Source organism: Streptococcus anginosus (assembly GCF_001697145.1).
GTDB classification, from domain to species: domain Bacteria; phylum Bacillota; class Bacilli; order Lactobacillales; family Streptococcaceae; genus Streptococcus; species Streptococcus hominis.
In genome coordinates, this window is the sequence record NZ_CP012719.1 from 1,914,722 (window position 1) to 1,940,690 (window position 25,969).

23 protein-coding genes are annotated in these 25,969 nt (G+C 35.9%); 15 read left to right on the forward strand and 8 right to left on the reverse strand.

Annotated elements, in window-relative coordinates:
• Positions 1-98 precede the first annotated feature (98 nt).
• Together glgP and malQ are read right to left on the reverse strand one after the other, a co-directional pair.
• Positions 99-2,357: a glycogen/starch/alpha-glucan family phosphorylase gene (gene glgP, locus SanJ4206_RS09385; protein WP_003027814.1), complete on the reverse strand. Its 2,259-nt coding sequence runs from the start codon at positions 2,355-2,357 to the stop codon at positions 99-101.
• Positions 2,358-2,382: 25 nt separating this feature from the next.
• The gene (gene malQ, locus SanJ4206_RS09390) at positions 2,383-3,906 is read right to left on the reverse strand and encodes a 4-alpha-glucanotransferase (RefSeq protein ID WP_003027815.1); all 1,524 of its coding nucleotides are present in this window, start codon (positions 3,904-3,906) and stop codon (positions 2,383-2,385) included.
• Between the two features lie 328 nt (positions 3,907-4,234).
• Here malQ and SanJ4206_RS09400 point away from each other — a divergent pair, with 328 nt between their 5' ends.
• The 6 genes from SanJ4206_RS09400 (at position 4,235) to pulA (ending at position 11,701) form a co-directional block, all read left to right on the forward strand.
• Positions 4,235-5,494 carry an extracellular solute-binding protein gene (locus SanJ4206_RS09400; RefSeq protein ID WP_022525222.1) on the forward strand — a complete coding sequence of 420 codons (1,260 nt, stop codon included), beginning with the start codon at positions 4,235-4,237 and terminating at the stop codon, positions 5,492-5,494.
• Positions 5,495-5,567: 73 nt separating this feature from the next.
• The gene (locus SanJ4206_RS09405) at positions 5,568-6,863 is read left to right on the forward strand and encodes a sugar ABC transporter permease (protein ID WP_003027817.1); all 1,296 of its coding nucleotides are present in this window, start codon (positions 5,568-5,570) and stop codon (positions 6,861-6,863) included.
• Position 6,864: 1 nt separating this feature from the next.
• Positions 6,865-7,707, forward strand: coding sequence for a sugar ABC transporter permease (locus SanJ4206_RS09410; RefSeq protein WP_003026676.1), 843 nt, complete (start codon positions 6,865-6,867; stop codon positions 7,705-7,707).
• A 95-nt stretch (positions 7,708-7,802) separates the two neighbouring features.
• The gene (locus SanJ4206_RS09415; protein WP_022525223.1) at positions 7,803-8,615 is read left to right on the forward strand and encodes a hypothetical protein; all 813 of its coding nucleotides are present in this window, start codon (positions 7,803-7,805) and stop codon (positions 8,613-8,615) included.
• A gap of 10 nt (positions 8,616-8,625) precedes the next feature.
• Positions 8,626-9,612: a LacI family DNA-binding transcriptional regulator gene (locus SanJ4206_RS09420; RefSeq protein WP_003027820.1), complete on the forward strand. Its 987-nt coding sequence runs from the start codon at positions 8,626-8,628 to the stop codon at positions 9,610-9,612.
• 13 nt (positions 9,613-9,625) lie between these two features.
• Positions 9,626-11,701, forward strand: coding sequence for a type I pullulanase (gene pulA / locus SanJ4206_RS09425; protein WP_003027821.1), 2,076 nt, complete (start codon positions 9,626-9,628; stop codon positions 11,699-11,701).
• 102 nt (positions 11,702-11,803) lie between these two features.
• On the opposite strand, the gene SanJ4206_RS09430 is transcribed toward pulA, so the two are convergent.
• The 4 genes from SanJ4206_RS09430 to hisS all read right to left on the reverse strand — a co-directional run bounded on the left by SanJ4206_RS09430 (position 11,804) and on the right by hisS (position 16,166).
• Positions 11,804-12,739, reverse strand: coding sequence for a YitT family protein (locus tag SanJ4206_RS09430; protein WP_003027823.1), 936 nt, complete (start codon positions 12,737-12,739; stop codon positions 11,804-11,806).
• Entirely contained in the window at positions 12,726-14,480 is a 1,755-nt protein-coding gene (gene aspS, locus SanJ4206_RS09435) for an aspartate--tRNA ligase (protein WP_022525224.1), read from the reverse strand. Before aspS ends, SanJ4206_RS09430 begins: the two co-directional genes overlap by 14 nt.
• A gap of 118 nt (positions 14,481-14,598) precedes the next feature.
• Positions 14,599-14,805 carry a hypothetical protein gene (locus SanJ4206_RS09440; protein ID WP_003027825.1) on the reverse strand — a complete coding sequence of 69 codons (207 nt, stop codon included), beginning with the start codon at positions 14,803-14,805 and terminating at the stop codon, positions 14,599-14,601.
• An 80-nt stretch (positions 14,806-14,885) separates the two neighbouring features.
• Positions 14,886-16,166, reverse strand: coding sequence for a histidine--tRNA ligase (gene hisS, locus SanJ4206_RS09445; RefSeq protein ID WP_022525225.1), 1,281 nt, complete (start codon positions 16,164-16,166; stop codon positions 14,886-14,888).
• Positions 16,167-16,394: 228 nt separating this feature from the next.
• Here hisS and rpmF point away from each other — a divergent pair, with 228 nt between their 5' ends.
• Together rpmF and rpmG are read left to right on the forward strand one after the other, a co-directional pair.
• A complete protein-coding gene (gene rpmF / locus SanJ4206_RS09450) occupies positions 16,395-16,577 on the forward strand; it encodes a 50S ribosomal protein L32 (RefSeq protein WP_003026691.1) in 183 nt (60 codons plus the stop codon).
• A gap of 15 nt (positions 16,578-16,592) precedes the next feature.
• Complete coding sequence (gene rpmG / locus SanJ4206_RS09455) at positions 16,593-16,742, forward strand: 50S ribosomal protein L33 (RefSeq protein WP_003026692.1); 150 nt, start codon at positions 16,593-16,595, stop codon at positions 16,740-16,742.
• Between the two features lie 302 nt (positions 16,743-17,044).
• Here the strand turns inward: rpmG and SanJ4206_RS09460 are convergent, their stop codons facing one another.
• Complete coding sequence (locus tag SanJ4206_RS09460; RefSeq protein ID WP_022525488.1) at positions 17,045-17,980, reverse strand: IS30 family transposase; 936 nt, start codon at positions 17,978-17,980, stop codon at positions 17,045-17,047.
• A 47-nt stretch (positions 17,981-18,027) separates the two neighbouring features.
• On the opposite strand from SanJ4206_RS09460, the gene SanJ4206_RS09465 reads away from it, so the two are divergent.
• The 6 genes from SanJ4206_RS09465 to SanJ4206_RS09490 all read left to right on the forward strand — a co-directional run bounded on the left by SanJ4206_RS09465 (position 18,028) and on the right by SanJ4206_RS09490 (position 22,779).
• Positions 18,028-18,816, forward strand: a complete 789-nt coding sequence (locus SanJ4206_RS09465) for a hypothetical protein (RefSeq protein WP_037606462.1) — start codon at positions 18,028-18,030, stop codon at positions 18,814-18,816.
• 170 nt (positions 18,817-18,986) lie between these two features.
• Positions 18,987-19,526, forward strand: coding sequence for a hypothetical protein (locus SanJ4206_RS09470; RefSeq protein ID WP_003027830.1), 540 nt, complete (start codon positions 18,987-18,989; stop codon positions 19,524-19,526).
• A 58-nt stretch (positions 19,527-19,584) separates the two neighbouring features.
• Positions 19,585-19,827, forward strand: coding sequence for a hypothetical protein (locus SanJ4206_RS09475; protein ID WP_003027831.1), 243 nt, complete (start codon positions 19,585-19,587; stop codon positions 19,825-19,827).
• A gap of 229 nt (positions 19,828-20,056) precedes the next feature.
• A complete protein-coding gene (locus tag SanJ4206_RS09480; protein WP_003027833.1) occupies positions 20,057-21,313 on the forward strand; it encodes a toll/interleukin-1 receptor domain-containing protein in 1,257 nt (418 codons plus the stop codon).
• Between the two features lie 4 nt (positions 21,314-21,317).
• The gene (locus SanJ4206_RS09485; protein ID WP_003027834.1) at positions 21,318-22,112 is read left to right on the forward strand and encodes a protein phosphatase 2C domain-containing protein; all 795 of its coding nucleotides are present in this window, start codon (positions 21,318-21,320) and stop codon (positions 22,110-22,112) included.
• Between the two features lie 10 nt (positions 22,113-22,122).
• Complete coding sequence (locus tag SanJ4206_RS09490; RefSeq protein WP_003027835.1) at positions 22,123-22,779, forward strand: YdcF family protein; 657 nt, start codon at positions 22,123-22,125, stop codon at positions 22,777-22,779.
• Between the two features lie 73 nt (positions 22,780-22,852).
• On the opposite strand, the gene SanJ4206_RS09495 is transcribed toward SanJ4206_RS09490, so the two are convergent.
• A complete protein-coding gene (locus tag SanJ4206_RS09495) occupies positions 22,853-24,712 on the reverse strand; it encodes a hypothetical protein (RefSeq protein WP_232202915.1) in 1,860 nt (619 codons plus the stop codon).
• 829 nt (positions 24,713-25,541) lie between these two features.
• Between SanJ4206_RS09495 and SanJ4206_RS09500 the strand changes: the two genes are divergently transcribed.
• A complete protein-coding gene (locus tag SanJ4206_RS09500) occupies positions 25,542-25,940 on the forward strand; it encodes a hypothetical protein (RefSeq protein ID WP_003027837.1) in 399 nt (132 codons plus the stop codon).
• The last annotated feature ends 29 nt before the right edge of the window (positions 25,941-25,969 follow it).

Genomic DNA, 25,969 nt, shown 5'->3' on the forward strand with positions numbered 1-25,969 from the left:
AATGGCAACAAAAATAAACAAAAGTTTCACTAGTGTCCTTTATTTTTTTCAAACAAAAGCCCCTCAACTACCAATCAAGGGGCCTATTCGCTATTGAACTAGTTCAAATGCCAAATTTCATCGTTATATTGAGCAATCGTACGGTCAGCAGAGAAGAAGCCTGCTTTTGCAATATTGACAAGAACTTTTTCAAGCCAAACATCACGGTCTTCATAATCCGCAAACATGCGTTCTTTTGTTTCGATATAATCTTCCAAGTCAAGAAGCGTCATGAACCAGTCTTTGTTGATCAATTCATTGTAAAGTCGTTCCAAGCGCTCTTTCTTACCAACTGCAAGAACAGCATCGCTGACAATGAAATCAACCAGCGGTTTGATTGCTTTACGAGCATAGAATTCACTTGACTTATAAGCTTCTTTGGCATACAAATCAATAACTGTTTCAGAATCTTCACCGAAGATATAAATATTGTCATCGCCAACTAATTCATGAATTTCAACATTCGCACCGTCTGACGTACCAAGCGTTAAAGCACCATTTAGCATGAATTTCATGTTACCAGTACCTGAAGCTTCTTTAGAAGCAAGGGAAATTTGCTCAGAAATGTCACCGGCTGCAATTAAGAAGCTAGCTGCTGTTACATTATAGTTTTCAACCATAACGACTTGCAAGTACGGAGAAACTTCTGGGTCGTTAGCAATTACTTCTGACAAGCAAAGGATTAAATGAATAATATCTTGCGCAATCGTGTATGCTGGAGCAGCTTTCCCACCAAAGAAGACTGTAATTGGACGCGCAGGAATGTTTCCGGCCTTGATATCCAAGTATTTGTGAATGACATAAAGAGCATTCATTTGTTGGCGTTTATACTCGTGAAGACGTTTGATTTGGATATCAAAGATTGATTCAGGATTGATTTCAACACCTTGGTGCTCTTTCAAGTGACGAGCTAATTTCCGTTTGTTGTGAGCTTTGATTTTTTCAAGTTCAGCTTTCACATCAGCCTTACCAGAAAATTCAAGTAAGTCTTCTAATTTTGAAGCATCATGGTGCCAATCGCGGCCAATCAAGCTATCAATGTAATTTGACAAGCGTGGATTTGCATGCATGAGCCAGCGACGGAAGGTGATTCCGTTTGTTTTATTGTTGAATTTTTCTGGATAAATGTCGTAAAAGGCTTTGAGTTCTGAGTTTTTCAAGATTTCTGTATGAAGAGCAGCAACCCCATTGACACTATATCCATAGTGAATATCCATGTGAGCCATGTGCACACGATCGTGTTCATCAATGATTTGAACAGCTGGATCTGCGTATTCAGCCTTCACGCGCTTATCCAATTCTTTGATGATTGGAACCAAGTGTGGAACAACTTCTTCCAAGAATTCAAGTGGCCATTTTTCAAGCGCTTCAGCAAGAATTGTGTGGTTTGTATAAGCCGTCATATTCTTAACGATATTGATTGCTTCATCAAGAGAAATGCCACGTTCTGTCAAGAGACGAATCATCTCTGGAATGACCATAGATGGGTGTGTATCGTTGATTTGGATAACAGCATAGTCAGCCAAGTCATGAAGATTGCTACCTTTTTCAATCGCTTCATCAATAATCAATTGTGCGCCATTTGACACCATAAAGTATTGTTGGAAGATACGGAGCAATTCACCTTGCTTATTGCTATCATCTGGATAAAGGAATAGAGTCAAATTACGAGCAATATCTGTCTTATCAAAGTCAATCCCATCTTCAATGATACTTGCATCTACTGAGTCAAGGTCGAACAGACGAAGACGGTTTTTAGTAGCTGTTTTGTAACCAGGCACATCAATATCGTAAAGAGTTGATGTTAAAGTGAAATCAGCAAATGGTACTTGATAGCTACGGCTTGATTTTACTAACCAATTTTGCTCTGTCAACCAGAAGTTTGGTACTGTTGTTTGCTCATTATTTTTCAAGACTTGTTGGAAAAGACCAAAGTGATAGTTCAGGCCCACACCGTCTCCATTCAAACCAAGTGTTGCGATAGAATCAAGGAAACAAGCAGCCAGACGTCCTAAACCACCATTACCAAGTGAAGGTTCTAATTCTACTTCTTCCACTTCAATCAAGTCTTTACCAGCATCTGCCAACTCTTTTTTGACATCATCATAAAGGCCAAGATTAATGAGGTTGTTTGACAACAGTTTTCCAATCAAAAATTCTGCTGAAATGTAATATAATTTCTTTTTATCAGTATTAACTGGCTTTTGTGCACTAGCCAATTTTGTATAGTTTAAAAGGGCAATATACAATTCTTCATTGCTACATTCAGCAATTTCCTTTTGATAAGTTTGTTGGATAAATTCTTGTAAATTTGACATTTTTTCTCCTACCTAGAAAAGAACGTTACAATTCATTCTCTTTCTTTAATAATTTTTTATTTAAACGACGATATGTTTTCGTCAAGCTGTATAACTCCGCTTCAATCACAGGGTCCAATTCATCTGCTGTCATACGCCATGACCAATTGCCACCGATAGTTGATGGGTAATTCATGCGAGCTGAACCATCTAACTCTAGTAAATCTTGCATGGTTGCAATTGCCATAAAGCTAACAGAAGCAAAGATAGTTCGTAACATTGCATGAGGAACTGTTTCATATTCCTTGCGATTGGTGTATTGAGCCATATACTCACGTGTAGCATCATCAATCTCATCACGATACCAACCAAGAACAGTATTGTTGTCGTGTGTCCCTGTGTACATAACAGAATTATTCGGAGCAAGATGTGGGCTATCAATGCTTTCAGCATTTGGATTAAAGGCAAATTGAGTCACTTTCATACCAGGGAAACCAGTTTTTTCACGTAAAACAATTACTTCGTCGGTCATAAAGCCCAAGTCCTCGGCGATGATGTTTAGTTCACCCAATTCTTCCTTCACAGCTTTAAACAAAGCATAGTCAGGTCCCTTAACCCATTTACCAAGAGCGGCTGTATCGGAGCCAGCAGGGATTTCCCAGTAAGATTCAAAGCCACGGAAGTGGTCAATGCGAACTACATCATAAATCTTGAAACTTTCACGTAACCGTTCAATCCACCAACTGTATCCGTCCTCGTCCATTGCTTTCCAGTCATAAATTGGATTTCCCCAAAGCTGACCGGTTGCAGAAAATTCATCTGGCGGGCATCCTGCTACACATGTTGGTTGACCTAGTGCATCTGTTTTAAAGAAATGAGGTTGTGCCCACACATCACAACTATCAGCTGCCACATAGATTGGCATATCGCCAACGATTTCAATATGATGTTCGTTAGCATAATTTTTCAATTCTAACCATTGTTTGAAGAAGAGATATTGCGTAACACGATGATAGGTCAATCGATCAGCTAGCTTTTCGCGATAAGTTGCCAAGCTAGACGCTTCACGACGACGTACCGCTGCATCTGGCCATTCCGTCCAAGCTTTCAAGTCGAAATGCTCTTTAATCGCCATGTATTCAACAAATACTTCAAGCCAAGACGCATTATCTGCTACAAATTTTTCATAAGCCGCTAAATCTCCGCGTTCTAAGAAACGTTTCACAGCTTTTTCTAAAACCGGTCTACGATTGTTGAAAACTTTCGCATAATCTACTTTTCTTGGATCTTGTCCAAAGTCTAAACCGTCAAGATCACTTTCAGTAAGTAGACCCTCTTCAATCAGTCGGTCAAAATCAATAAAATGTGTATTTCCCGCAAATGCAGAGAATGATTGGTAAGGAGAATCTCCATAACTGGTCGTGCCTAAAGGCAAAATTTGCCAGTAGCGTTGCTTTGTTCTTACCAAGAAATCCACAAAATCGTAAGCACTTTTCCCAAATGAGCCGATTCCGTATTTTCCTGGAAGAGAAGAAATATGCATGAGAACACCACTTTGACGCTCTTTCATCTTATCACCTCAATAAATTTTTCTGTTAAATTTTGCATTCATTTAACGAAAACGTTTGCGTTGATTTGATTATAACTTAATTCCGGTCTGTGTGCAACCATTTTTCTAGTTTTTTTGTAAATTTTTAAAATATTTTGGACAATTGAATCATTTTCTTCTATATTTTATCAAGATTTTTGGAGTGGAAAATAAAAAATTTTCAAGATTTTTAAAAAAAGTGTTGCAACCGTTTTCTGTTTGTGGTATACTAAGTATAGTTTAAGAAAACGTTTGCGTAAACTATTTTAAATTGTTATCTTATTATTTTATTCTTTAGGAGGAATAAATCATGAAACGTAAAATGTTGAAAAGTGCTGCAGTTCTTGGAACTGTAGGGTTGGCTAGCTTGCTTTTAGTAGCTTGCGGAAGTAAAACAAGTAATTCTTCTTCTAGCGACGGCAAGAACATTACAGCCTACGTAGAAAAACAATACGAAGGCTACATGAAGAAAGCTGCTGCTGCTTTTGAAAAAGAAACTGGTACAAAAGTTACTATTAAGACAGGTGACCAACTTAAAGGTCTTGAAAATCTTTCACTTGACAACCAATCTGGCAAGGCTCCAGACGTTATGATGTCTCCATATGACCGCGTAGGTAGTCTCGGTTCGGACGGTCAACTTTCAGAAGTGAAACTTGACAAAGGTTCAATGACTGATGGCACAACAAAAGCACTCGTAACTACAAAAGGTAAGACTTATGGCGCACCTGCCGTTATCGAAACATTAGTAATGTACTACAATAAAGACCTTGTTTCTAAAGCTCCAACTACATTTGCTGAATTAGAAGAACTTGCAAAAGACAGCAAATATGCTTTTGCTAGCGAAAATGGCAAAACAACTGGTTTCCTTGCTGACTGGACAAACTTCTATTATACTTATGGTCTGTTAGCGGGTAATGGTGGATACGTCTTTGGTAAGAACGGTACTGATCCTAAAGACATTGGACTTGCAAATGACGGTTCTATCAAAGGTGTTGAATACGCTAAAACTTGGTATGCAAAATGGCCAAAAGGAATGCAAGATACTAAAGGTGCCGCAAACTTAATTCAAACTCAATTCCAATCAGGTAAAACAGCTGCTATCATTGAAGGCCCTTGGAAAGCCGCATCATTCAAAGAAGCTAAAGTGAACTATGGTGTTGCCACTATTCCTACACTTCCAAATGGTAAAAACTATCAAACCTTTGGTGGTGGTAAAGCTTGGGTCATCCCTGCAGGATCTAAAAATGCCAAAGCAGCTCAAAAGTTTGTTAACTTCTTGACTTCGACTGAACAACAAAAAGCTTTCTATGATGCTACAAACGAAGTACCTGCAAACACAGAGGCTCGTAAATACGCTGAAGGAAAAAATGATGAATTGACTTCAGCTGTTATTAAACAATTCCAATCTGCTCAACCTATGCCAAATATCTCTGAAATGAGTACTGTATGGGATCCAGCAGCAAGTATGCTCTTTGATGCTGTAAGTGGTAAAAAAGATACTAAAACCGCTGTAAATGATGCCGTTAAATTGATTAAAGATACTATCAATCAAAAATTTGGTAAAAAATAAAACAGATTGAGGTAGGATAGAACTCGATTGGCAGCACCAGTCGAGTTCTATATTTTAGAAAAAGGAGACTCTGATGACTACACAACAACAGCCACGTAAAGCATTGCTGCTCTCCCTCATCCCAGGACTTGGGCAAATTTATAATAAACAAAAAGCAAAAGGGGCTATCTTTTTAGGAGTTACCATCTTATTTTTGATTTACTTTTTCGCCATTGCTGCTCCTGAGTTAGGAAACTTATTTACTCTCGGTGAGGTGCCTGGACGCGATAACTCTCTTTTCATGCTGATTCGTGGTGCATTCCACTTTATTCTTGTCATTGTTTATTTCATCTTTTATGCTCTCAATCTAAAAGATGCTTATACTATTGCGAAACGTTGGAATAATGATTATCCAGTTCCTACGACTTTCAAAGATATGTTAAAAGGAATTTACGCTAATGGTTTTCCTTACCTATTGATTATTCCTTCATATATTGCAATGACTTTTGCTATCATTTTCCCTGTATTGGTCACTCTTTTAATCGCCTTTACAAACTATGATTTCCAACATTTGCCTCCAACCAAGCTCTTGGATTGGGTTGGCGTGACAAACTTCACTAATATTTGGCGACTTAGCACTTTCCGCTCTGCTTTTGGAGCCGTTCTTGGTTGGACTATTATCTGGGCACTGACTGCCTCAACTGTCCAAATCGTTATTGGTATTTTTACCGCTATTATTGCAAACCAACCATTTATTAAAGGAAAACGCATTTTCGGCGTTATCTTCCTACTGCCTTGGGCTGTCCCAGCATTTATCACTATCTTAACTTTCAGTAACATGTTCAACGATAGTATCGGTGCGATCAATACCCAAGTCATTCCGCTTCTTGGTAAACTATTGCCATTCTTAAATGGACATCTGATTCCTTGGAAAACAGATCCAACCTGGACTAAAATTGCTCTAATTATGATGCAAGGTTGGCTTGGTTTCCCTTACATTTATGTATTGACACTTGGTATCTTGCAATCCATTCCAAACGATCTTTACGAAGCAGCTTACATTGATGGTGCAAATGCATGGCAAAAATTCCGCAATATCACTTTCCCAATGATTTTAGCAGTTGCTGCTCCTACACTCATCAGTCAGTATACTTTCAACTTCAACAACTTCTCTATCATGTACCTCTTTAATGATGGCGGTCCTGGTACGGTTGGTGGTGGTGCAGGTTCGACTGACATCCTCATTTCATGGATTTATCGTTTAACAACAGGTGCAGCTCCTCAATACTCAATGGCTGCTGCGGTAACACTTATCATTTCTCTTATTGTGATTTCAATCTCCATGATTGCGTTCAAGAAACTACATGCATTTGATATGGAGGATGTGTAAGATGAATAATTCTATTAAATTTAAACGCCGTTTAAACCACTTTTTAACTTATTTCTATCTAGTGGCTTTATCTATTATCATTATCTATCCTCTCTTGATTACGATTATGTCTGCTTTCAAGACAGGGAATGTCCTTGCGTTTAAGCTAGATACAGATATTAATTTTAGCCTAGAAAACTTTAGCAAGCTTTTTACTGAAACTCTTTATGGGACTTGGTACTTTAACACTTTAATCATTGCTATCTTGACAATGATTATCCAAACAAGTATAGTTGTACTAGCTGGTTACGCTTATAGTCGTTATAATTTCCTAGCTAGAAAACAAAGTCTGGTCTTCTTCTTAATCATTCAAATGGTGCCAACAATGGCTGCCCTGACCGCCTTCTTCGTTATGGCTTTGATGTTAAATGCGCTCAACCACAGTTGGTTCCTCATCTTCCTTTATGTCGGCGGTGGTATCCCAATGAACGCTTGGCTCATGAAAGGATATTTTGATACTGTGCCTATCTCGCTTGATGAGTCCGCTAAATTGGACGGTGCTGGTCACTTCAGACGCTTCTGGCAAATTGTACTGCCACTCGTTCGTCCAATGATTGCTGTACAAGCTCTCTGGGCTTTCATGGGACCATTCGGAGACTACATCTTATCTAGTTTCTTACTTCGTGAAAAAGAATTCTATACAGTTGCTGTTGGTTTACAAACCTTTGTTAGTGATGTGAAGAATTTGAAGATTGCCTACTTCTCAGCAGGTGCTATCTTGATTGCCTTGCCAATCTGTATCTTATTCTTCTTCCTACAAAAGAACTTTGTATCTGGTTTAACAAGTGGTGGCGACAAGGGATAATCTTGTCCCACCCTCTTTTATTTATAGTTGTATGATAGCCAATAAACACAGTTTATTGGTCGTCACCTGATTATAAATTTTAGAAAGAAATGCTTATGTTACCTTATCCATTTAATTATTTTTCCAGTATTTATGGTTTTAAAAAGCCTTTTGCTAATCGGAAATTGCTGACATGGTTTCAGCTGATTTTCACTAGTGTCTTTTTAATTTCCTTATCCATGATACCAATTGCGATTCAAAATTCTTCACTCAAAAGTTACCCACTCACCACTTTTGTAGACGGTGTTTTTGACTCGCTAACAAAAGAAACAATGGCTGATATTGCAGAGAACGCTAAAATAGAAAATCATCAATTTAGCTATTCTGGCCAGCAAGCAACTCACAATAGCAAAACGGGAACTGTCATTCTTGGAAAAGAGAATACAACCTTAGAAGAAAAGTTAACGCTTGCTTTTGAGCCAAAGCAATTGGTTATTAGTAAAAAAGGAAGAAAACTAGCAGAAATTCAATACCAGCATATTAATCAAGCTACTTTGAAAGATAAAGCCGCTCTGAGTGCTGCCATTTCTCAAGACTGGTTCCAACAAAATCGTGTGACAGTCAGTCTATTTTTGATTCTGATTTCAGGATTTCTATTGGCATTAAACTTCTTTATTATCCTTCTAGGTGCTACTTTTTTCCTTTATTTAACGAAAAAATCCCGTCTCTTCTCCTTTAAAACAGTCAAAGAATGCTATCACTTTGCTTTGAACTGTTTGGGATTGCCAACTTTGATTGCTGTTGCAGTAGGGTTATTGTTCGGTCAAGCCATGACCACTATGATTACCATTCAAAACATTCTTTTTGTTCTTTATCTCGTCATTATTTTCTATCGGACACATTTCCGTGATGAAAAAATGAAAAAGTAGGAGGTTTTTTATGCGAGTTACTATTAAAGAAGTTGCTAAATTGGCAGGAGTTTCGCCTTCTACCGTTACCCGTGTGATTCAAAACAAATCCAGCATTAGCGATGAAACAAAAAAAAGAGTCCGCAAGGCTATGAAAGAATTGAATTATCACCCTAATCTCAATGCACGTAGTCTTGTTAGCAGTTACACACAAGTCATTGGGATTGTTTTACCTGATGATTCAGACACTTTTTATCAAAATCCGTTCTTTCCTTCTGTTTTCCGCGGAATTGCTCAGGTGGCTTCCGAGCATCACTACGCTATCCAAATTGCAACCGGGAAAAATGAAAAAGAGCGCATGGAAGCCATTTCCCAAATGGTTCTTGGCAAACGAGTAGACGGACTCATCTTTCTCTACTCTCAAGAAAATGATCCACTAGTGAAAATGGTCAGTGAAGAACAATTTCCTTTCTTAATTTTAGGAAAATCGCTTTCTCCGTTTATTCCTTTGGTGGATAATGACAATATCCAAGCTGGATATGACGCAACAGAATATTTTATCAAAAAAGACTGCCACAATATTGCTTTTATTGGTGGTAGCAAAAGACTATTTGTAACGCAAGATCGCTATAAAGGGTATCAAAAAGCACTAGAGGATTATCACTTAGAGCTTGACCCTCAAAATACAGCCTTTGCAAATGAATTTTTGGAAGACAAAGGATATCAATTTACCAAGCGCCTTCTCAGTCATGATACAAAAATTGATGCTATTATCACAACAGACAGTATGCTGGCAGAAGGAGTTTGTAATTATTTAAATGAAAATCAATTGTCTGTTCCCACTCTAGCCTTTGACTCTATTAAACCCAAACTTGATTTAACAGCTTATGTAGACATTAACACATTAGAGCTAGGGCGGGTTTCGTTCAAGACTATTCTACAAATTATCAATGATACCAAAGAAAATCGACAAATTTGCTATCGCCAATTGATTCCACATCGCATTATCGAACGATAAAGAAAGGAAGTTTATGACTTTCCGAACATTCCAAGCCTATTTAGATGACCAAAGTCTCATCACTATTGAGTTAGAAAAACAATTTTATGCCGAACCATTACAATTTACAATTGAAACGGTTGATCGTGCAGAAACTTTACGGATAAGAGCTGTAGGAGAACATGACAACTTCGTGCAATACCGTCTTGCTCCTCTTGAGCCGTTAGATTTAACCAGTCATTATTGGATTTACGACCAAGATCGCAATAAAACTTTCTTACAATTTCGCCATATTGTGAGAAAACCGATTTTTGACCAAACATTTACCTACAACGGAAGCGATTTAGGGGCTCATTATACTCCACAAGCAACTATTTTTAAGCTTTGGGCACCAATTTCTGAACAAGTATTGCTTCATTTGCAAAATGACATTTACCCAATGATGCTCGGAGAAAAAGGAGTTTGGCAAGCAGAAGTCTCTGGAGATTTTGATGGGGCGGCTTATTACTATCTACACAAAGTGAATGGTCATTGGGTGGAAGTACACGATCCTTATGCCTTATCTTCAGAAAGCAATTCTGGCGTTAGTTATGTTGTCAATCCAGAGAAAATTACTCGCCCAATTCACCGAGCAGCAACACAAATTCCAATAACAAAAGCTGTTATCTACGAGATGAGTGTGCGAGATTTTTCCATGCAAAAAGAAGCTGAGTTTTCTTACCCTGGTAAATTCAAATCCCTAACAGAGTCTCCGCAATTGCAAGAGCATACTTTAGGAATGGATTACATCAAACAGCTTGGAGTAACCCACATTCAGCTCATGCCTTTGTATGATTTTGGCAGCGTTGATGAAAATCATACAGAACTCGTGTATAACTGGGGCTACGACCCTATGCAATACAATCTTCCTGACGGTAGCTTTGCAACGAATCCACATGATCCTTATACAAGAATCGTTGAATTGCAAGAAGCAATCGCTACTTATCATCAAGCCGACATTAGTGTTATCATGGACGTCGTTTACAATCATGTCTACGATCCTAAAGCCTATGCTTTTGAAAAAATCGTCCCAGGCTATTTCTTCCGCTACGATCACAACGGCAATTTGACAAATGGGACTTTCTGTGGGAACGATGTGGCAAGTGAGCGGGCAATGGTTCGTAGCTATATTAAGCATTCCCTCAAACAATGGCTAACTCTTTATGGAATGGATGGCTTCCGCTTTGACCTCATGGGCATTCTAGATATGGAAACCATGAAGCAGATTGCAGAGGAATTGAAGTTTCTTTATCCAAATGTTTATTTGTATGGAGAAGGGTGGCGTATGGCTACCGGACTGGATAGCAATCGGCTTGCACATCAATTCAACGCCGCTCAATTACCAAACTATGGTTTTTTCAGCGACCACTTCCGCAATACAATCAAAGAAACGATTTTAGAAGGCAGTCAAATCCAAGATCCTAAACCAATAGATACAATAGAAAATGTATTGACGGCTAATGTTGGATTAACGGAAACAGCACATTTTATTGCACCCCAGCAAGCTATCAACTACGTAGAATGCCATGATGATGCAACGGCTTTTGATTATTTTACAATTAAAAAGCCAGATATCTCTCTAAATGAGCGGTTAGCAGATGCACGACTCGCTTTGCATATTACTTTGTTAGCTCAGGGAGTACCATTCATCCATAGCGGGCAAGAGTTTTTCCGCAGTAAAAACCTCATGGATAATACTTATAATGCTCCAGACACCATCAACCGTCTTGATTGGCTACGCTCCATTGAATATGAGAAAGACGTAGATTTTATTCGCCAGTTAGTCCAATTCAGAAAAGCAAATCCGCTCCTCAGTTTGGAAACAAGAACAGAAATTAAAGATTACTGTTCTATCGAATGGCTAACTGATTCTGTGGTTGAATATAAAATTAAAGAAAAAGAAGATCAAATCACAATCCTCATTAACTTTGGAAACGAAGCATTTAGCTATCCAAATCAGGATAAACAAGCTATTTTTATCAACTACCCAGAGATCAGCCTTGACGTTCCTCTCAATACTAACAAAGATTCCTGTACTGTCCCTGCAAAACAAGTTCTCGTACTTAAATAATCGTAACATCTGTTTTATTTGTCTCGCACTAAAAACCACGAGACAGACTGAAAGTCATATAACAAAAAACATCAGATTGGCTAAACAAACCAATCTGATATTTTATTCTTCTACGAAACGTCCAAGAATGTGAACATTATCTGCTACCGATACAAAAGCATGCGGATCGGTTTTACGCATAATATGTTTAAATTCATTAAATTCAGCACGCGTAATGACTGTAATCAAAACAGTCTTTTTCTCATGATTGTAAGTTCCTTCTGCACCATTAACCATGGTTGCACCACGATGCAATTTGTTATGAATTTTATCAACAACTTCTTCGGGATGACTGGTAATAATCATCGCCTGCATCTTCTTTTGCTTAGTAAAGACTGCATCTGTCACACGGCTTGACACAAAAATCGTAATCATCGAATATAGTGCATATTTCCAGCCGAAAGTCACACCGGCAATGATCATAATCATGCCATTAACCATAAAGGAAATATTTCCCACATTTCTGCCGGTTTTCTTCCGAACCGTCAAGCTGACAATATCCGTCCCCCCACTGGAAATATTGGAACGCAAAGCAAAGCCGATTCCCATTCCCATGATGACCCCACCAAACAAGGCATTGATAATCGGGTCATTTGTTAAACTCACTTCAGGAACAAACTGGATAAACAGCGAGCTCATGGAAACGGTTATAAAAGTAAATACCGTAAACTTGTGCCCAATTTGATACCAAGCCAAAATCATCAGCGGGATATTGATGAGGTAGAAAGTCACAGAAACAGGAATAGTAAATCCTAAAAAACGTGTACTTAAAGCAGCTAAAATCTGTGCCAATCCAGTCGCACCACTTGAATAAACATGTCCCGGTTGAAAGAAAAGATTCACTGCAACCGCAGATAGAAAACCATAAATGAGCGAAGCAGAAATCTTTTCATCGTATTTCTCACGAGAAATACTCTTAAGTACTCGTATCAACTTAAAATCATAGGCTAGACGGCGCAAATAATAACGCAATCGTTTGTAAATCTTACTTTTCTTCATGAGTTTCTACTTGTAAACTTAATTCTTCAAGTTGTTTGGCGTCAACTATGCTTGGTGCCTGAGTCATTGGATCACTTGCTTTGTTGTTTTTAGGGAAAGCAATCACTTCGCGGATATTTTCCTCACCAGCCAGCAACATGACAAAGCGATCGAGGCCAATTGCCAGTCCACCATGTGGCGGGAAACCATAATCCATTGCTTCTAGCAAGAAACCAAATTGATCAGTAGCTTCTTCTTCAGAAAAACCAAGGGCTTTAAACATTCGTTCTTGCAAATCTTTGTGGTTAATACGAAGACTTCCACCACCCAATTCATAACCATTCAAGACAATATCATAAGCAATAGCACGAACCCTGCTCAAATCACCTTCTAATTCATGGGCTGTGTCCGCTTGTGGAAGAGTGAAGGGATGGTGTGCACTCATATAACGACCTTCTTCTTCCGACCATTCAAACATTGGCCAATCCACAACCCAAAGGTAATTAAATTTCGATTCATCAATCAAGCCCAACTCTTTTGCCAAACGTATACGCAAAGCACCTAGTGCTGCATTGGCAATTTCCAGTGTATCCGCTACAAAAAGAACCAAATCATTGTCTTCAAGCTGTAAAGCATCTGTCAAGTCACTTGTCAAGCCTTTCAAAAACTTAGCAACTGGTCCATTTAGTTCACCTGATGCCACTTTCACCCAAGCAAGTCCTTTTGCTCCATACTGTTTTGCTTGCTCTGTCAACTTATCTATATCTTTTCGCGAATAGCTGTCAGCTGCATTTTTCACAACAATAGCTTTAACAGCTGGTGCTTCTGAGAAAACTTTGAAGTCAATTCCCTTGACAAGATCTGTCAAGTCTTGCAATAGCATCTCAAAACGTGTATCTGGTTTATCACTTCCATACAAAGCCATTGCATCATCATATTTCATTCGTGGGAATGGTAGTGTAACCTCAATCCCCTTCGTTTCTTTCATCACTCGAGCAATCAAGCCTTCTGTAATATCTTGAATTTCTTGATCAGATAGGAAAGAAGTTTCTAAGTCAACTTGTGTAAACTCTGGTTGACGGTCTCCGCGCAAATCCTCATCACGGAAGCATTTTACAATTTGATAATACCGATCAAATCCAGCATTCATCAACAGTTGCTTGGTAATTTGAGGGCTTTGTGGCAGAGCATAGAAATGACCTTGGTTCACTCGACTTGGTACCAAATAATCACGCGCCCCTTCTGGAGTTGACTTAGTAAGAAACGGCGTTTCCACATCAATAAATTCAAGCTCATCTAAGTAATTGCGGATAGAATGTGTTACCTTAGCTCGCAATTTCAAATTTGCCAACATTTCAGGACGACGAAGGTCTAAATAACGGTAACGGAGACGGGTATCATCATTCGCTTCAATACCGTCTTTGATTTCAAATGGAGTCGTTTTGGCCGTATTGAGAACTGTCAGATTCTCCACGTGTAGTTCAACAGTTCCCGTTGCCAATTTATCATTCGCCTGCGTACGGGCTTCTACTTTTCCAGTCACTTCAATCACATATTCGCTTCGTAAACTTTCAGCGATTTCCATGACTTCTTTATCCACATTTTCAGGATTGATAACTAGCTGCATGATGCCTTCACGGTCGCGCAAATCAATGAAAATCAACCCTCCCAAGTCACGACGACGGGACACCCAACCTTTCAAAGTGATTTCTTGACCAACATGTTCACTACGAACACGCCCAGCATACATTGAACGTTTCATTTTTATTCTCCAAACTTTTAATTCTTTTACTATTTTACCACAAAAGCGATGAAAAAGAAGACATGCTTTTCAAAATCTTCATATCTTAACGTAATATTTCACAAAAGAAGATGACGACTCACCTCTTACTTTCTTTGTCATATAATTCAGGATGCAAAACCTTGACCACATAACTTGATGCTAAGCGCAATAGCCCTGCTGCTAAGCCAAAAATCGGTGCTAAAAACCGAAAAAAGAAATCCCCTCTCACAAAATAGGCAATTCCTCCTATAATCAAAAAAACAATTAGAAACTGAATTACAGACGGAATGATTATTTTTTTCATTGTTCTCTCCACTTCTACTTCAACATTCTACTATAGTTATGAGAAAAAAAGCCATTTGACCGGCTTTCTCCCTTTTTAAATTAAAACCCCAGTTGTTCAAAAATTGTTTGAAAATCTTCTTGGATCTGATTTAAATCAACCGTTAATTCTTCACGAGTGTGATTGTTTTTGACGGTAACTTGGTTACTTTCAATTTCACTTTCGCCAAGAGTTATCAACACTTTAGCAGAAAAAGTATCTGCTGACTTGAATTGCGCTTTCAACTTACGGTTTAAATAATCACGTTCAGCTGTAAATCCTTGCTTACGAAGTGCTTGTACAATTTCCAACGCTTTGTTATTAGCACCTTCTCCCAAAACTGCAACATAAACGTCTAAGCTATCCTCCAGCGGCAATGCCACACCCTGCTTTTCAAGAACAAGAAGCAGGCGCTCCACGCCCATTCCAAAGCCAAAACCAGCCGTCTCTGGGCCACCAAAATAAGCAACAAGGCTATCATAGCGACCACCTGCACAGATTGTCAATTCATTACCCGCCACAGCTGCGGTAAATTCAAAAATCGTATGATTGTAATAATCCAATCCGCGAACCATGTTGGTATTGATAACATAAGGAATTTTTAGTGCTTCCAACATCGAACGCACAGCTTGAAAATGAGTTTGGCTTTCTTCATCTAGATAATCCAAAATAGAGGGTGCATTTTCAACAGCGAGTTTATCTTCTTTTTCCTTACTGTCTAGCACACGGAGAGGATTTTCTTCTAGACGACGCTGGCTATCTTTAGAAAGACTGTCTTTCAGCGGCGTCAAATAATCAATCAATGCTTGACGGTAAGCGGCGCGACTCTCTGCATTCCCCAAACTATTCAACTGCAACGTTACACCTTGAATACCAATTTCATTGAAAAATTGAGCTGCCATGGCGATTGTCTCTACATCTGTCGCAGGATTATTGGAACCAAAACACTCTACACCAATCTGATGAAACTCACGCAAACGTCCAGCCTGAGGACGCTCATAACGAAACATAGAGCCCATATAATAAAGTTTCACCGGCTTTTGGACTTCTGGTGCAAAGAGCTTATTTTCCACATAAGAACGTACAACTGGTGCTGTTCCTTCTGGGCGTAATGTGATATGACGGTCGCCTTTGTCATAAAAATCATACATTTCTTTGGTTACAATGTCAGTCGTGTCTCCAACAGAACGACTAATCACTTCATAATGCTCAAATAGTGGGGTGCGAATTTCTGCGTAATGATATTTTTTAAATGTTTTGCGAGCAAATTCTTCTACATATTGCCATTTGACAGACTCTTGAGGGAGAATATCCTGAGTCCCTTTCGGTTTTTGTAATTTCATAGCTTTCCTCTTCATTCATATAATATAATTATTTTACCACAAGTAGCAGATTTTGAGGACAGTTTCAGTATATTTTCTCTAAAAAGCTAGCACGCTCTGCTATTTTCCAAAAAATAAAAGAAAATCTGTCAAGTAACTTTACTTTACAAAATTTTTTTGATATACTATTACAGTTGATGAAAATCAAAGAGATTGAATCGAACTTATATTAAAAGGAGAATAAAGAAAATGGCAGTACCTGCACGTCGCACTTCAAAAGCGAAGAAAAACAAACGCCGCACTCACTACAAAATTACAGCTCCATCTGTACATTTTGACGAAACTACTGGAGATTACTCACGTTCTCACCGTGTATCCCTCAAAGGATACTACAAAGGACGTAAAATCGCCAAAGCTGCAGCAGCAGAATAATAGAAGGGAGCTATCATGCGCGTAAATATCACACTTGAACACAAAGCATCTGGTGAACGCTTGTACCTTACTTCTAAAAACAAACGTAACACTCCAGACCGTCTTCAATTGAAAAAATACTCACCAAAATTACGTAAACATGTAGTGTTTACAGAAGTGAAATAGTGGGTCATTACGTTTCAGTGGAAACGAAAAAAACTTGATTTAACGCGATTCTTGAATTTTCAAAATTCAATGTATTGCAATAAAAATCAACCGGATGACTACATTTTTTGTGAAATAAATTAGATGTTCGGATATATAGAAAACGCTCTAGTCATACTGTCTAGAGCGTTTTTGTGTTGTTTAAGAAATTTAGATGGCGGCTTTAGATAACTACACATTCCAGTATTCTTTAAATAAGATTGAATCGATGAAAACTAGAAAGGATTATTATGTTTTATAAATTGCAAGAATAAGTGCAACATTTATTCGAACTCATCCTCTAGAGCTTCACAAGAAGTTCTGTAACCTAAACATTTTCGTGGTCGGTGATTGATATCATATAAAGCCTTGTTCAAATCCTCATCAGAGATAGTGGCTAAATCTGTTTTCTTTGGGAAATATTCTCTTAGTAAGCCATTTGCGTTTTCATTGCTTCCTCTCTGCCAGGATGAATAGGCATCCGCAAAGAAAAAGGAAATTCCTAAATTCTCTACCAGAGGATAGCAGGCAAACTCTTTTCCCCTGTCTGAAGTGAAGGTTTTAAGAGCCTCTTTTGGAAATAGCCTACAAAGTTTTTCGATGGCTGAAAACATGGCTTTGGCTGTTCTATCTGGTATCTTGAAAGCTAAGTAAAAACGAGTTTTTCGCTCTAGAAAGGTCGCTAAACACCCCTTGCTTTTGCCTCTGGAAGACACCACAGTATCAAGCTCCCAGTGCCCAAAAGTTTCACGATTACGGACCTCTTTAGGACGTTTGGAAATTGGCGTACCAATCCTAAATCTTCCACGTGTTTCTTTGGGTTGTCGAGTTTTTCCTTTACGACGAAGGACGCTCAAATCCAGATCAATCAAACCAGCATAGAGCCAGTTATAGATGGTTTTAAAAGCTACCATTGGCTTTTGTTCAAGCTGATAGCGGCCACAAATCTGTTCAGGCGACCAGGAGGATTTTAAACCGTTCTCAATTTCCTTTTTCAACTTTGGTGTCAAACAAGACTTCCGACCTTTTTGCTTAGCCCTGTGATCGTACTGTTCCTGTGCTGAGGTTGCGGAATAACCATTTTGGCATCGTCTTAACTCTCTTGAAATGGTAGACTTATGGACGCCAAGTTTACTTGCAATTTGGCAAGGTTTCAAACCTAATTCCAAGTAGGTTTCTATCTTTATTCGGTCAGTTATGGTAAGATGGAAGTAGCTCATAGTTTTTCCTCGGGTTCTGTTTGTGTGGTTACTTACAGTTTACACCAATGAAACACTATGAGTTTTTTTGTTGCACTATATTTTACAATTTATCGTTTACAAAAAATAAATTTCAATACTGTATTTACAATCATGAAAGACTAGAACTTCATGAACTACAAAAGGAGTATCAAAATGATAAAGTTAGCACAAAACTTAAATATGAAAACCAATTATTTTGCCCTGGTTGTTGCAAAGTGGATTTAATCATAAATGAGAAAAAAGGGAAAATCTACTTATCGACTCATCCCAAATCGCCTCATGGTGACGGATGTGAATATACTCTGGATTCTGCTTCGAAAATGGAGTTGAAAGAATACTATGAGAAAATTGATGCAGACTTAGCTGTGCAATTGTTAGAACGTATTTTGGAAGAAAAGACTATTAGAGCAACTCGGATAGGGAATGCCAACTCTTCGAAAGATAATAACCAGGGTTCTGATTTAAAATTTGTTCTAGAAAATAAAGATGGTATCAGAAAATATTTACCTCGCAGATCCCTCCTCCTAAATGAATTAGAAGTTTCTGACCATCTGACTATGTACTATGGAGAGTGTAAGGTGTTTATAGGAAAGACTGATAAGAAGTACTACCTACGAATGTTTCGAAACAATGATCAAGCTAAGTACATCTGTAATTTAGTAATTCCTGAAAGAGTGTATAAGTATTTGGAGAATGAATTAAGATTTATCCCACAATCAAAAGATTTAAGTTTTAAACATTCAAGAGCAAATGCAGTTCCGGTAAAGTTAGCTTTTGTTTCTACCATGAAGAAAAAACATGAATACTATAATTAATACTTAGGTTTTTCAAAATTACTTAGAGTAAAACGTATGGAATAATTAATTTTATCCCAATGTCTATTTAACTGAATATAACAAAATGTTAATATTGAGTAGAGAGCTGTGCTTTTTTAAAAAAATAGTCTACAATATAAATATAGACAAATAAGAAGGAGAGAAAAATTATGGTATATCTTCACAGATTTTTAGGACAATGGCTAGATAAAAACCACTCTTCAGATAAATCCTCGATTATCCGAAGTGTATTAACTATCGGTAGTGGGGTTGACGAATACTTAAAACAGATTGAAGTCCGCAGACGATTCACGCTGGCAGTAAACCAAGACAGATATTTTTATACCGTGCCTAAAGAAATTGAAATCGGAGATACCAGAGCAGATAGATACTATCGTATGGAAATGAGAAACTACGAAAGCATAGCGTCTAACACCGTCTTTTACGGTAATGGAACATCCATTCTAGTCAAGGCATTATTTGAGGGTAAGGGAGAGATAGAGCGTATCTATGAATACGAAACACTCGACCTATTCTTAGAGGATCTAAAAGAGGAAGTAGCAATCACAATTAGTTGCACTTACAAACCTTGCTATATCCTTGCTAGTGACTTTGAGGTATTTCAACCAAGACTCGAACTAGGGAAGCTTTATTGTCACTATGCTCAAGCGCCTAACTATCGCAAACCAATTGCTGAAGTAGAAATTTAAAACTTTCAGACTCAATTAGAATAGGTATTTTTCGCAAGTTTTAAAGAGGAGTATTGTCATGGGACTTTCATATGCACCAGACTATGTATGGACAGATCATTTTATTCAAAGAGCTAATGAACGATTTGGAATTAAAGAAGAGCAACTTCCTAAATGGATTTCTAAGCAGATAAATAGTTTGACACTATATGATTCAAGCGAGGGACAAAATCCAGAAAAGCGAAAGTATATATCTGATAGTGGAATTATTTTGGTTTGTGATATTTTTAACGAATTGTATTTGTTTAAGTTGAATTTTTAAAACGATACTTACTTATATATAGATGATACTAGTATATTAATAGATTGTTGGTACCGAAATTTTAATTAGCTGATATTCCGTCAAAAAGAAATTCATAAAATCTTACTAGTATCAAATTTAAATAATCTTACGAGCATAATAGATAACAAGATGATTATAAAACTTTTCTATTGTCACTTTTCTTGATATAATGGTATATGGTTAAAGGTTTCAAAAGAGGTATTCATTTATGACAGATGTTTTTATTAGTTACAGACGGGAAGATGGTCTAGCAAATGCTGACTTTCTTTCAGAAAAGTTAACTAATTCTGGTTGTCGCGTTTTTTTTGATAAAAAAAATATACCTCCTGGTGCTGATTTTGATCATGCTATTAAAACACATCTTGAACAATGTAACGATGTTCTTTTAGTGGTAACTAAATCCTATTTTGGGAAGAAAGACTTGAATCATCAACTGATGATACATCAAGATTCTGACTGGGTTAGAAAAGAAATTGCCCTAGCACTTTCTCAAAATAAGACTATTATTCCTATATTATTTAACGGTGTCTCACTTCCTGAGGCTTCATATATTCCTGATGATATTAGAGCTGTTCTAAAGAAACAATATATAAAAGTTTCTAATGACGATGATTGGGATTTTTTAATGAATAAAATTAAAAATTCACTCTCTCAAAATACCCAAACTCATATGAAATTTGGACAATATGTTAAAATTTTTAATACCATTTCCCAAAATAAAAAAAATCATTTTACGGACGAAATCAAAAACGTTTGCAAAAAGCTAAATGAAGAAAAAATCAATAAACAGTTAATCCCATTATTAAATTCTGATGAATCAAATGACATTAAATTTCTAGCATACTATACTATTTTCACCTTCTATCGCAGACGAGAAGAAAAGTCTAAAATTTATAATTTTATCGAAAAATACAGCTCATATTTCGAGGATTATCCTTTTAACAATATCGTATTATCTCAGTACTATAAATTTAAATATGATGAAAATATAGATGATTTTGAAAGTTTGGACAAGGCGATTTGTTTTGCGAATGAGACTAGGATGCAGATCCAAAATAATTATGGAGTATACATTACATATTCAGAGCTTGTTGCAATTGGGCTAGAAAACAATTATTTAAGATATAGGAAACATGTGCAAGAAGCTATAAAATCAATTGATAAAGCAAATCAACTAAATGAAGACTATCCTAAAAATCATTATATTCATGGGAAACTTCTAGCTTTTTCTGGTGATTATACAAATGGAATTAACTTCATAAAAAGAGCAATTGATTTGGAAGACAGAGAAAATACAGATTCTTTCATTAGAATTCTCCAATATAGTACTTCAAAAGAATCAATCATTTACAAAATGGAGAATAAAAAGTTAGAAGAACGGTTAAAAAGATATATCATTCTTAACAGCTTATTTCTTATAGCTTTTATAATTATTTTATGTTGTTTAATTGTGTATTTTAGGTAATAAAATGAAAATTATAGATCAAATTCTTCATTTCCCAAATAAATCATGGGGTGAAGATAGAATATTTATTGGCAATAATCTTGTTGGAGTTATTGATGGTTCAAGCCCAATCAGCGTCATTCCGATTTCGCCTTATCATTCCCAAGCAGAGTGGCTTTCAGAGAATCTTGCTCAAAAAATTCCTTTATACGGTAATGCTTGCTTGCCTGATATTTGTAAAAACATTACAAATCAGTTAAATGCTTCTCACTCTAGTGTTTTAAAGAAGTTTAATGAAGCAACTTTGCCATGTGCTGTCTTAGCAGGAATTCAAATGATTGATGATTATCTCCATGGGTATGTAATTGGAGATTGTACTCTTATCATTCAATTTCATACAGGTGAAATAAAAATTTTAACCGATAATAGAATTAGACATTTTTCGAATTTAACAAGGATAATTAGAAATGAGGCTTTATTATCAGGAAATGATAGTGCGAAAGCTGTCAAAAATCAAATGACACAAAACCGAAAAATGATGAATACGACTGATGGTTTCTGGACAGTAGCACTAACAGGGGCATTTCAAACGCAATTTCTCGAGTGCCAGTATAAAACTGAAGAAATCAATAAATGTTTGCTTTTTTCAGATGGTTTCGAACGAGTTTTCAGCAATTCTTTGTGTTCCATTTCCGATATTCTGGATAGTAAAGTGACTCTCTACTCAGCACTTCATTCTCTTAGAAATTGGGAAAAGTCATCTAAAAATATAGATGTTAAACAACATGATGATGTTAGTGCTGTGCTAATAGAATTATAAGAGGTGTATTATGCAGGAAAAAATATTACAAAATGCTAAAGTTTTATATGATTTTCATAATCAAAATAGGACTACGATAAGTACTGACTTCATGTTAATAATGGGCTCTCATGATCTACGTGTAGCAAATCATGCTGCAAGTCTTTTTCTACAAGGTAAAGCTCCCTTTTTAGTCTGTAGCGGAGGATATGGGAAAATAACAAAATCGTTATGGAACAATACTGAAGCTGAAACTTACGCTCAAATATGTATTGAAAATGGTGTCCCTAAAGATAAAATCTTAATCGAAAACAAATCGACTAATTCAGGTGAAAATTTTAATTTTACAAAAAAATTACTAGAATCTCGCAATATAAAGGTTTCGACGGGGACTATTGTATGTAAAAACTACTTAAGCCGCCGAGCATTGGCAACCGCAAAAAAACAGTGGCCAGAGGTAGAATGGTTTATAGAGACTCCTAATCTTTCCTTTGATGAATATATTAAAAACGAATCAAATATTGACAGAATGATAAATCTATTGGTAGGAGATATCCAAAGATTGATGATTTATCCTAATTTTGGATTTCAAATTCCTGTTACTATTCCACAAGAGATTTTAAATTCATATGATTTTCTTGTGAAACATGGCTATACTCAGTTTCTTATTGACGAAAACAACTCATAAAAAAGCAGACGATTATAAATCGCCTGCTTTTTGTTCACAAAAATGAGATAATATGAGAAATAAAAAATCTCACTTAACTATTATTACTTTCTTTGAGGATGATGATATAAGGTGTAAAATCATATTCTAATATTTTTACATCTTGTTCTTTTTTTAAATGTTCCCAATTTGTAATACAATCATGTGTCTGTTTAGAACGATCTTTAATTGCATCCCATTTATAACCGCTCGATATCATGAATAGACTCCATCGACGATGTTCAATTTTCTCCAATTTTTCTTTAACACTGATATTATTTATGTCAGAAAATTCTTTTTTTGCTAGTATATAATTTCTTTTTGTAGATTGATGCATTGATTGTCTTATAGATGATTCTTTATGGAACAGTTCTAGCTTATCCCATTCTACGTTGATATTATTGGAATTTTCAAGAGAAGAATCCAAATGGTTTCCTGTATTTTGGACGCAAGTATAATTGTAGTTGAAAAGTTTTGCTTGATTCAGGATATCTTCATTTCGAATGGCTTCATACGAAAATATATCTTCTTCGGGTTCTATGAATAATACATCATCTTGCAAATACAGAGGTTGTCCAAAAACAATTATTTGTCCTTTAAATTCTTGAGATTGACTATTAGTATTTATTTTACGTATACTTTCTAACAGTCCTACCTTATTATGATTGTTTCCTGTAGAAATTACGAAATAAGTAAAGATATCTTCCAGGTGGCAGTCGGAAAGTATTTTTCTAAATTGCACTGATTCCACATCGATATCCCAAAACCTAATTTTCATTTTTCCATCTACTTCAAACGTGCGTGAAGATTCAGTAGGGTCATCTTTACTCGATAGCGATAATGTATACTGTTTAATTTTTTCCCCTTTAATAATTTTAAGATCTTTATAAGATACTTCATTAATAATATCTGGGTGAAAATTATTGAGAAAAATCCCTATTTTACTCTTCATATTTTTATCAAAGACATCAAATATTATTGTAGAGTCTGCTGATAAAACCGATAAAGATAATGCTTCAGTCAACGTATGTTGACCAATCTCACCAAATCCTATAATACCAATATGAACATCATCTGATGTTTGATAATCACCATTCGACTGTTGAAAAATGGGATACTTCTCAAACATATTTTCAACAGCTTTCCTTTGAATATTTAATAATTGAACATTCTTGAAATCCAAATTATCCTGACTATTATTTTGAAAAATTACTTTTTCGAAAGCGGGGTCATTACAAGTGAAATAAATCGTTTGGTGAGAAGAGCTATTCTTGGAATGACTAGTATTCTTTTGAATCTCTTTTATATTTTTTAAAAAGGCACAATTAGTATGTACGTTCTGATCGCAAAGTAAAATATAATCAAATTTTTCCAAGTGAATTTTTCTAAGTAGTTTCTCATATCCTTCATCTTGATATTTTTGAATGATCGAAACTCCCATTTCTCTCAGGCTATTTTTAGTATCTCCTTGTAGAATTTCTTCTTCAATTAAGGTAATTTTGCACTCTTTGGATAATGATTTGACAAACTTATCTCTGTTTTCGCCTTTACCTAAAATTAAAAATGATATTGGTTTTTTTCTTTTCAAAAGATACATAAAATATGAATATGGGGTTCTGGCAAAAATAATTAGAGCTCCAATTGTACAAAAAGGTGCTGCTATCACTGCAAGGCAATAAATATACGTTATAATCGCCACATGTAAGTGTTGATTTTCATCTAAAAATTTTATAGCATCTGCCTGACTGATATCTGAATCAAGTTTATATGCCTTTATAACATTTTGAAAATTTAGAGAAAATCTAAAAAAAACATTATCAACTGCACTATAATAAAGACACCCTTCAGCTATAAAAATTAAAGCTACAACTACCGTTGCTATAATCAGATATTTCCTGTATTTTGTTTTTTTCATAAAATGCTCCATAAAAAATAAATGTTTAAATTATGGTCGAACTCAACTTGATTAAAATGAATTTGCAATCCCTATACATAAAAATTTGATATGTAATCATTACAATCAAAAGTCCTTACAAGAATTATATCATTTTTAAGAGATAACTTGTTGAACTCTCTTAATATTATTAAAAAATGTTTTAGGAGATGCTAATAACTAGGAATATGTTTTTTAGATTCATTCAAACGAAGCCAATTTAGTTTAATGTGTCGTCTTGATAATTTCATCTTAGGCCTGTTTAGAAATATACCGAAGGTGGGTGTGATAATAGTTATGCTCAACAGTTATTTCAGTGTAAAGATACTCTCTTTTATTATAGAACAAAATAATCTATTACAGTTATTATCGTTTAGACAACTCAATATTTAATAGAGTGTTGCTTAAGATAATCATTATATTGCTTACTCTATTAAGGAATTCCTATATCTACGATATATTTTTCAATCCAATAACATGTATTTCTACTGATTATTATTTATAAACCTAAAAAGAACAAATTTGTCTTCATAAGAAATTCTACTAGCTAAAGATAACGAAATGATTCTCCCACACTCCTCAACAAATTACTTGGATTTTATGATCTCTATCTTCTAAAGAGAAATCAAAATACTATTTAACAAACTATTTTGATTTAGATTCTATCAACTACATAAACAAAGGAGCAAATTATATCATTTGGAATGATGACAAGTCTAATGATTTTGAATCTAATTTTCTACAACAAGCCGGTCTATTTTTAGCTTCTGCTACTCCGTTCTTTCAATTAGTGTGTTTAGATGAAACTATTATGGATGGACTCGAAAAATTTAAACTTTCAAATGATAAACAACTGATTAAATTTAATGAGTGGATTCACAACTATAAAAGATCTTCTCTTTTTATCTATCGAATCAATCATCGAGCAGTTTTTGATTTATTTACCCATTTGCAACAAAATTCTTATTTTAAGCACGATGAATATATAGAGAAAATTAAACAAGAAGAATTTGCCTTATTAAAAGATCGAAACCAGTTTAATGATTTACAAAAAAATAAAATGATGGAAATCATATTGTTCCTTGTCGGTTCTGTCTCTGTTCTTGAAGTTGTAGATATTTTTACTGATAATATTAAAATTTTATCAATAAGTGCTTTGATTACTATCTCTTTGTCTGTTGGAATACTCATTTATAGAAATCGCAAATGATATTTAAAGTCGATGAAATCAATCTTTCA

Excerpts from the sequence above, each read along its gene's own strand:
- glgP (WP_003027814.1), bottom strand. The coding sequence starts at position 2,357 with ATGTCAAATTTACAAGAATTTATCCAACAAACTTATCAAAAGGAAATT.
- malQ (WP_003027815.1), bottom strand. The coding sequence starts at position 3,906 with ATGAAAGAGCGTCAAAGTGGTGTTCTCATGCATATTTCTTCTCTTCCA.
- SanJ4206_RS09400 (WP_022525222.1), top strand. The coding sequence starts at position 4,235 with ATGAAACGTAAAATGTTGAAAAGTGCTGCAGTTCTTGGAACTGTAGGG.
- SanJ4206_RS09405 (WP_003027817.1), top strand. The coding sequence starts at position 5,568 with ATGACTACACAACAACAGCCACGTAAAGCATTGCTGCTCTCCCTCATC.
- SanJ4206_RS09410 (WP_003026676.1), top strand. The coding sequence starts at position 6,865 with ATGAATAATTCTATTAAATTTAAACGCCGTTTAAACCACTTTTTAACT.
- SanJ4206_RS09415 (WP_022525223.1), top strand. The coding sequence starts at position 7,803 with ATGTTACCTTATCCATTTAATTATTTTTCCAGTATTTATGGTTTTAAA.
- SanJ4206_RS09420 (WP_003027820.1), top strand. The coding sequence starts at position 8,626 with ATGCGAGTTACTATTAAAGAAGTTGCTAAATTGGCAGGAGTTTCGCCT.
- pulA (WP_003027821.1), top strand. The coding sequence starts at position 9,626 with ATGACTTTCCGAACATTCCAAGCCTATTTAGATGACCAAAGTCTCATC.
- SanJ4206_RS09430 (WP_003027823.1), bottom strand. The coding sequence starts at position 12,739 with ATGAAGAAAAGTAAGATTTACAAACGATTGCGTTATTATTTGCGCCGT.
- aspS (WP_022525224.1), bottom strand. The coding sequence starts at position 14,480 with ATGAAACGTTCAATGTATGCTGGGCGTGTTCGTAGTGAACATGTTGGT.
- SanJ4206_RS09440 (WP_003027825.1), bottom strand. The coding sequence starts at position 14,805 with ATGAAAAAAATAATCATTCCGTCTGTAATTCAGTTTCTAATTGTTTTT.
- hisS (WP_022525225.1), bottom strand. The coding sequence starts at position 16,166 with ATGAAATTACAAAAACCGAAAGGGACTCAGGATATTCTCCCTCAAGAG.
- rpmF (WP_003026691.1), top strand. The coding sequence starts at position 16,395 with ATGGCAGTACCTGCACGTCGCACTTCAAAAGCGAAGAAAAACAAACGC.
- rpmG (WP_003026692.1), top strand. The coding sequence starts at position 16,593 with ATGCGCGTAAATATCACACTTGAACACAAAGCATCTGGTGAACGCTTG.
- SanJ4206_RS09460 (WP_022525488.1), bottom strand. The coding sequence starts at position 17,980 with ATGAGCTACTTCCATCTTACCATAACTGACCGAATAAAGATAGAAACC.
- SanJ4206_RS09465 (WP_037606462.1), top strand. The coding sequence starts at position 18,028 with ATGAAACACTATGAGTTTTTTTGTTGCACTATATTTTACAATTTATCG.
- SanJ4206_RS09470 (WP_003027830.1), top strand. The coding sequence starts at position 18,987 with ATGGTATATCTTCACAGATTTTTAGGACAATGGCTAGATAAAAACCAC.
- SanJ4206_RS09475 (WP_003027831.1), top strand. The coding sequence starts at position 19,585 with ATGGGACTTTCATATGCACCAGACTATGTATGGACAGATCATTTTATT.
- SanJ4206_RS09480 (WP_003027833.1), top strand. The coding sequence starts at position 20,057 with ATGACAGATGTTTTTATTAGTTACAGACGGGAAGATGGTCTAGCAAAT.
- SanJ4206_RS09485 (WP_003027834.1), top strand. The coding sequence starts at position 21,318 with ATGAAAATTATAGATCAAATTCTTCATTTCCCAAATAAATCATGGGGT.
- SanJ4206_RS09490 (WP_003027835.1), top strand. The coding sequence starts at position 22,123 with ATGCAGGAAAAAATATTACAAAATGCTAAAGTTTTATATGATTTTCAT.
- SanJ4206_RS09495 (WP_232202915.1), bottom strand. The coding sequence starts at position 24,712 with ATGAAAAAAACAAAATACAGGAAATATCTGATTATAGCAACGGTAGTT.
- SanJ4206_RS09500 (WP_003027837.1), top strand. The coding sequence starts at position 25,542 with ATGGATGGACTCGAAAAATTTAAACTTTCAAATGATAAACAACTGATT.